The sequence below is a fragment of the Alkalinema pantanalense CENA528 genome, from assembly GCF_050753345.1.
Taxonomy (GTDB): Bacteria; Cyanobacteriota; Cyanobacteriia; order Leptolyngbyales; family Leptolyngbyaceae; genus Alkalinema; species Alkalinema pantanalense.
This window is the reverse complement of record NZ_JBLZFX010000165.1, coordinates 1-6,642: the sequence shown is the minus strand read 5'-3', so window position 1 is coordinate 6,642 and position 6,642 is coordinate 1. Positions and strand designations below refer to the sequence as shown.

General features: G+C 47.0%; 7 protein-coding genes. 6 read left to right on the top strand and 1 reads right to left on the bottom strand.

What is annotated here, in order from left to right; translation table 11 throughout:
* Both ACN4EG_RS26750 and ACN4EG_RS26745 read left to right on the top strand, forming a co-directional pair.
* On the top strand, positions 1 to 276 hold a 276-nt coding region (locus ACN4EG_RS26750), incomplete at its 5' end, for a hypothetical protein (protein WP_431633337.1).
* 322 nt (positions 277 to 598) lie between these two features.
* Complete coding sequence (locus ACN4EG_RS26745; protein WP_431633336.1) at positions 599 to 1,156, top strand: IS1 family transposase; 558 nt, start codon at positions 599 to 601, stop codon at positions 1,154 to 1,156.
* A gap of 88 nt (positions 1,157 to 1,244) precedes the next feature.
* On the opposite strand, the gene ACN4EG_RS26740 is transcribed toward ACN4EG_RS26745, so the two are convergent.
* Positions 1,245 to 1,703 carry an ATP-binding protein gene (locus ACN4EG_RS26740; protein ID WP_431633335.1) on the bottom strand — a complete coding sequence of 153 codons (459 nt, stop codon included), beginning with the start codon at positions 1,701 to 1,703 and terminating at the stop codon, positions 1,245 to 1,247.
* Positions 1,704 to 1,969: 266 nt separating this feature from the next.
* Between ACN4EG_RS26740 and ACN4EG_RS26735 the strand changes: the two genes are divergently transcribed.
* The 4 genes from ACN4EG_RS26735 (at position 1,970) to ACN4EG_RS26720 (ending at position 6,573) form a co-directional block, all read left to right on the top strand.
* Entirely contained in the window at positions 1,970 to 3,166 is a 1,197-nt protein-coding gene (locus ACN4EG_RS26735; protein ID WP_431633334.1) for a SpoIIE family protein phosphatase, read from the top strand.
* Between the two features lie 266 nt (positions 3,167 to 3,432).
* Positions 3,433 to 5,154: an ABC-F family ATP-binding cassette domain-containing protein gene (locus ACN4EG_RS26730; RefSeq protein WP_431633333.1), complete on the top strand. Its 1,722-nt coding sequence runs from the start codon at positions 3,433 to 3,435 to the stop codon at positions 5,152 to 5,154.
* 342 nt (positions 5,155 to 5,496) lie between these two features.
* Positions 5,497 to 5,715 (top strand): hypothetical protein, encoded by a 219-nt coding sequence (locus ACN4EG_RS26725; RefSeq protein ID WP_431633332.1) that lies wholly within the window; start codon positions 5,497 to 5,499, stop codon positions 5,713 to 5,715.
* Positions 5,716 to 5,988: 273 nt separating this feature from the next.
* Complete coding sequence (locus tag ACN4EG_RS26720) at positions 5,989 to 6,573, top strand: hypothetical protein (protein ID WP_431633331.1); 585 nt, start codon at positions 5,989 to 5,991, stop codon at positions 6,571 to 6,573.
* The last annotated feature ends 69 nt before the right edge of the window (positions 6,574 to 6,642 follow it).

The following is a 6,642-nucleotide window of genomic DNA, read 5'->3' as shown; positions in this document are numbered from 1 at the left end:
CATCCTAGAACTTTCTACTTGGCATACCATTGTGATGCCGATGGTTTTCGTCAAGATTTAACTCTGTGGACACAGTACATTTTTCCTCAGCCTCAATTGACGAAAGCACAAGTGATTGAGATCGCTCAAGCTTGTGAAGAGATTGAATACCTAGAGGTTGCAGGGGGCGTGCTAATTTTTCACAAAGACTTCGTTGATGGTAATCTCGCTAGTTTCTACGATGCGATCGTTGAATGGTTAACCAATGGTGAAAGCCAGTCTCATGAAATCAGCTAGAAATCAATTACTACTGATCAGAAAAATCTTCTATTTGTTGCAGTAGGCGTTGCCGATGTGTTCGCTCAAAATATGTTTCCTCTGTCAAATAAAGTGGCAATGCAGTAGATAAAATATTGAAGATGGGGGAATTAGAAAATTAACCGCTTAAGTAACCAGGAAATAACCCATGATTAAGTTAATTGGATTAGATGCAGTCGTTCGTCTTAAGTATCTTGAAGTTATCGTAACTTCAGAGAAGAAATGAAAATTCCGGTTGTGCGGCAGGGAAGTGAGGGATGCGGTAATCTGAGATCTAGTCGAGCGAGTCAACCCAGATTAAATGATTAAATGCCCCTTCTGCGACCACGATCGGGTGCACAAACACGCTAAGACCCGGCAAGGTGTGGAACGGTTTAACTGTCCTCACTGTCGCCATACCTTCACAGCAACGTTCGATACGATCGCCTATCAACGGCAAGTGAGTCAGACTGAGATCCAAACAATTCTGCAAACGCATCAGTGGACGTGCCATCAAGACGGTGACTGGAATTGTACAATGCGCTCCAGAAGAAGCATGAGTGGGGGATTGCTGGATGGGCTGAGTCTAGACCGGGAGAGCGGTTTAATTCTCACCGGATGGGTGGGAAAACGCACAGATGAATTGGCGCAAGACCTGATTGCAAACACAGAAGGGAAAACAGGGGCAAGGGTCTGGTTTAGCGATGACTGGCAAGCTGACGAACGACAATTATCTGAAAGCGTAGAACGGTGGGTGGGGAAATCTGGAACGCAACGATTAGAACGCACGACTGGGATTGTACGGCAGCAGAACGGGCGGTTTCATCGGCGTCAGAACAAGTTTAGGGAACAGCACATAAATAAAATCCCAATTGGGTAGGGGTAGGAGAGTCAAAGGGTAGGAGGGTAGGGGAATGAAGAGGGGATATTATTTCTTTGCAAATCCCTAAATACCAAGACTCATCCGCTCAATAATTTTTGATAATAACTAGACAGTTACGCTGGTCATCCATGCGATCGTAATGAATTTGGTCAGCCAGCTTTTTCATGATCTGAATCCCCCGACCGCCGTATTGCTGAGGATCGATACGATCGGGCAGATTTTGAATTTTCTGGTCTAAATCAAAAGCAGATCCGCAATCCCAGACTTTAATCACAATTTGATGATGGGATGATTGATGATGGGACGGTTGTTGATGGGAGAAGCTGACTTCAATGTCAACCGGAGTCGCAGAAGGTTTATCCCGATGGGCATGGCGAATTGCATTAGTCAGCCCTTCCGCCAAAATTGTTTGACATTGTAACCAGATAGGCTTAGGAATACTGGGCTGGTACAGTTGATTAAACCAAGACAACACTTGAGCTAGGACTGCAACATCAGAGTGCACTTGCAATGAGTATCTTTGATCAAGCGAATAGGATTCCATAGTTCACCCTGCACTAACCCCTAACCCACCATTGTGGAATACTGGTGGAATACTGTCATTGGAATACCGACAGATGATTCCATTGAGTGTTTCCACCGTTGGCACTTCCATGGAGTAGTTCCCCCAACGAAAACACGAGAAGGCATTCCTGCATAGATGGATAGAAGGCTGAATCATCGTTTAGATCACCTTCTTCCTTTTATATCCATTAATATAATAATCAATACAACAGTGAATGTTGAATCTAATTTCCCATTTGCAATTCTATGATTCCCATTCTCATCATTGATGATGACCCCTTTATTTTAATTCTCCTGAATAAGATTCTTCAGGAAGAGGGGTATGACATTACGACCGCTTCCAGTGGTGAAGAAGGGCTCATCAAAGCGAAAACCCTACAACCCGCACTCATTATTTGTGACTGGGTTATGACTGGAATTGAAGGGATTGAAGTGTGTCAAACCGTCAAACAGGATCCCCAACTTGCCGCAACTTTTTTTATTTTGCTCACCAATCGATCGGACAGCCAGGATCTGATCACTGGCTTAGATATGGGAGCGGATGATTTTCTGTCTAAGCCGATCGCCGCTGGAGAACTAAAGGCACGGGTCAGAGCGGGACTCAGACTGTACCAAGCCAACCAAGACCTCAAAGCCGTGGCCCACACCCTACAGGAGCAAACCGAGAAATTGGAAAGCGAACTCGCAGAGGCGGCTGCCTATGTGCGATCGCTCCTGCCCAAACCTATCACCACATCGATCTCAATCCAGCACTGCTTTTTACCCTCTCAGCATTTAGGGGGTGACTGTTTTGATTACTATTGGCTAGATGCCGATCACCTAGTGATTTATCTCCTAGACGTGTCCGGTCATGGGTTAGGCGCGGCCTTGCCCTCCGTTTTTATTCAAAATCTTTTGCGTTCCCAATCCCTGCCCGACTTAAATTTCTATCAACCGGCCCAAGTCCTCACCACACTTAACAAGCTGTTTCGGATGAGTGAGCAAAATGAGCGTTACTTTACCATCTGGTACGGCCTTTATAACCATCAAACCCAGCAACTGACCTATGCCAGCGCCGGCCATCCCCCAGCCCTCTTGCTTGCACCGGATGACTCAGGCCACACACAGGCTCAACCCCTGAGAATGCGCAGTCTCCCGATCGGCATTTACCCAGATACCACCTATACTGAGACAACCATTCCTATCTCCTCCCGCAGCATCCTCTATATTTTCAGTGACGGCATCTACGAAGTTCGTCGGAAGGATCAAACCTTTTGGACCTTAACGGAATTTACGACCTTATTAGTAAACCTGACTCAACAATATGCCAAGCAATCTGCAACAATGCCAGCACTCGATCTAGAAGAACTTCTGGCGGAAATTCGCAGTCTGAAGGCCAGCGATCTGTTTGAAGATGATTGCTCCATTCTCCAAGTACGCTTTGCGGCAAACGATCGGCCCTAGGCTCCTTCCCTACAACTCTCCTAGGCAAGCTTGGGGATTTGCTAGGAAATTACCGCTCCAATGTATCTACCCTCCTACCCCACTACGCTCCTACCCCTCCACCCCTCCCCTTGGGATTTTATTGGGATGCCGTTCCTACAAGTTCTACGAGTTTTCGGGATTCTCCCCGTTTGGGGCCAGCTCCTCTTACAATAGATCCGTTTAAGCAAGCTGTTACGATTCTTAACCCTTCCCCTTTTTACCCATCCCACCCTGGAGCCAGCCCAATGCTACGCCTCGAACGCATCAGCAAAATTTATCCGACCGGAGAAGTTCTTAAGGATGTGAATTGGGAAGTTAAACCGGGCGATCGGGTGGGGTTGGTTGGCGTGAACGGAGCGGGCAAATCCACCCAGTTGAAAATCATCATGGGGGAGATCGAACCGACGGATGGCGTGATTATTCGGCCTAGCAGTCTCCGCATTGCCTACCTGAGTCAAGAATTTGATGTAGATGAAGAACGCACGGTGCGCGATGAGCTGTGGAAAGCCTTTGGGGAAGTCAACCAAGTCCATGAGGCATTGCAGGCGGTGCACCATGCCCTGGAAACGGCCACCTCGGAGGAATTGGATCGTTTGCTGAATAAAATGGACAAGCTGCAACGGCAGTTTGAAGCCATGGATGGCTATGGGTTGGATAGTAAGATTGGCAAAATTCTGCCGGAAATGGGTTTTGAGCTAGAGGATGCCGATCGCCCCGTGAGTGCCTTTAGTGGTGGTTGGCAGATGCGCATGGGCCTAGCTAAGGTGATCTTGCAAGCACCCGATTTGCTGTTGCTGGACGAACCGACGAACCATTTGGATCTAGACACGATCGAATGGCTGGAGAATTACCTGAAGGGATTGAATACCCCCATGGTGATTGTCTCCCACGACCGGGAATTTCTCGATCGGCTCTGTACCCAAATTGTGGAAACTGAGCGGGGCGTTTCCAACACCTATCTGGGCAACTATTCCACCTACTTGCAACAGAAAGCAGAACAGAAAAGTGCTCAGCAGGCCGCCTACGAACGCCAGCAGAAGGAAATTGAAAAGCAACAGGAATTTGTCGATCGCTTCCGGGCCAGTGCCACCCGCAGCACCCAAGCCAAGAGCCGCGAAAAACAATTGGACAAGATCGAATTGATCGAAGCGCCGGAATCGGATGTGAAAACGCTACGGTTTAAATTTCCGGAAGCGCCGCGCAGTGGCCGCGAAGTGGTGATGATTGAGAATCTCACCCATTTGTACGAAGAGAAGTTGCTGTTCCTCGGGGCAGAGTTATTGATTGAACGGGGCGATAAAATCGCGATCGTTGGGCCGAATGGGGCGGGCAAATCAACCTTGCTGCGTTTGATGACGGGGATGGAAGCTCCGGCGGAAGGCAGCGTGAAGTTAGGCGATCATAATGTGATTCCGGGCTATTTTGAACAGAATCAAGCGGAAGCGTTGGATCTCGACAAAACCGTCATGGACACGATCCACGATGAAATGCCCGATTGGACGAATGAAGAAGTTCGCACCTTGCTGGGGCGTTTCCTATTCAGCGGCGATACCGTCTTTAAGCGAGTTGAGTCCCTCAGTGGGGGGGAGAAGGCTCGCTTAGCGTTGGCAAAAATGCTGCTGCAACCCGTCAATCTGCTGATCCTAGATGAGCCGACGAACCACCTCGATATTCCTGCTAAGGAAATGCTGGAGGGCGCGATTCGGGAGTACGACGGCACGGTCATTATCGTCTCCCACGATCGCTATTTCATTTCCCAAACGGCGACTAAGATTGTGGAAATTCGGGATGGCGAGTTTCGGCTGTATCGCGGCGATTATAAGTACTATCTCGACAAAATTGCAGAGGAGAAGGAGAAGGCAAGGCTGGCGAAAATTGAAGCCGATCGGGCGGCTAAAGTTGCCGAAAAACGCCAGAAGCAGCAGGATAAGGACAAGGCTCGCAAGGATAAGAAAAAAGCCTCTTAAATTTCTACAGGCGATAAAAGGTTAATCTTTTTTTGCTTTATGCAGTTGACTTTGGGTGGGGTTTATTAGTACGGTAGTTTCCCATAGCGGTTCCATGGACATCCTTCTTTCGCGAGATGGTTTGGTATGTGAAGCATGGGGCCGTTGGGTTCCCGGAAATTTAGGGCACTACCCTTTGTTGCTGTAACAACTCAGGGTAGCTATTCCCCCTCGCTGCGTAACCAGCAAGGAGGCTTGTTGAGGATTTTAACATCTGACCGAGCCACTCTTGTTTGTGATGTCAAACGGGGTGGCTCTAAATTTTTGGGCTTTTTTCCGATTCACTACAGGAGAAGCTCAATTATGGCGAAAGGTTCTAGCGATCGGAGCGATCGTGAAGTTCAACATGAGAAACAACGCTTACAGTTCCACTTAATTGGTCATTATGATTTCATTCAAGATACGATTAATCAATTCCATGCGTTACGGTACGCGGATCGAATTCATTGGAGTCAACCGATGCCGATCGTGCATTCGGATGGACAATACATCAGCATATTGAGTCGCGAACGTCAGCGTTAAGCATTGAAGTATCAGTGTCCGCAGGTTTGTTTAGCAGTCTGTGGGCACTTTGGCTAGGGCGATCGGCGGTTCTTGCTCCCTCATTTGTGTGATGCAGAGTTCGATCTATCTTTCAGTTTGATCCGTGGGCAGCCGTTTCCCGGCAAAAATCTAGAAAAACTTCATGATCAGCCCAGCCTAACCGATCGTCGCACCTGACTGGCAATGCTACACTGTTCTCAGCAAAGTCAACTCACAGCAGGTGAACTTTGCGTTATGCATCTAGGAGGCAAGATGGATCTAAACTCAAGCGAAAGGGAGACGATAGGTTTATGCATAAGTCTCGAAGCGCTAAACGATATAGTAAATTATGCGCTGCTTGATGTCAGAGAAATTCCCAGAGTCCCAGGTGAGTCTGAAGTCTATTTTAAGGATTTTGTTCATCGTTCATTATTTGTAATTCGCTTCTTAGATTTCGCTAAAGAAGTAGGAGACAGTAAGCTGACTGGTGTATCCGGATCTTGCATAAGTGTTCTTAAAGAAGCGTGCCAAAACAAAAGCTTTAATATAGATGAAAGTGTAAAAGAACTAGAGTTGGCTTTAATAGCATTACAAGCGTGGCTTGATTTCAAAGCTCCATTAAAACTTTGGCTGCCAACCCTCGATATAGAAGCAAAAATAGAGGTGCCAAGAATGGAATTCTTGAAAATATCAGGAAATCAGTCAAAACATAATATATCCAGATTAACTGGAGTATCAAAAGGAATTCATCAAGTTCTATCAGAGCACAATTATGATGTACCAATTGAGCTTGTTCCTCTCGCATTAGAAGATTTTCAGGAACATTTAAGTAGGAGGGGTAAATTAAATGTAAGATAGAAGGAACTTTTTTCTCTTTAAAATGCCAGCCCCTCTCCGTATCATTCTTAGCCCAGAAGACGATGAAAT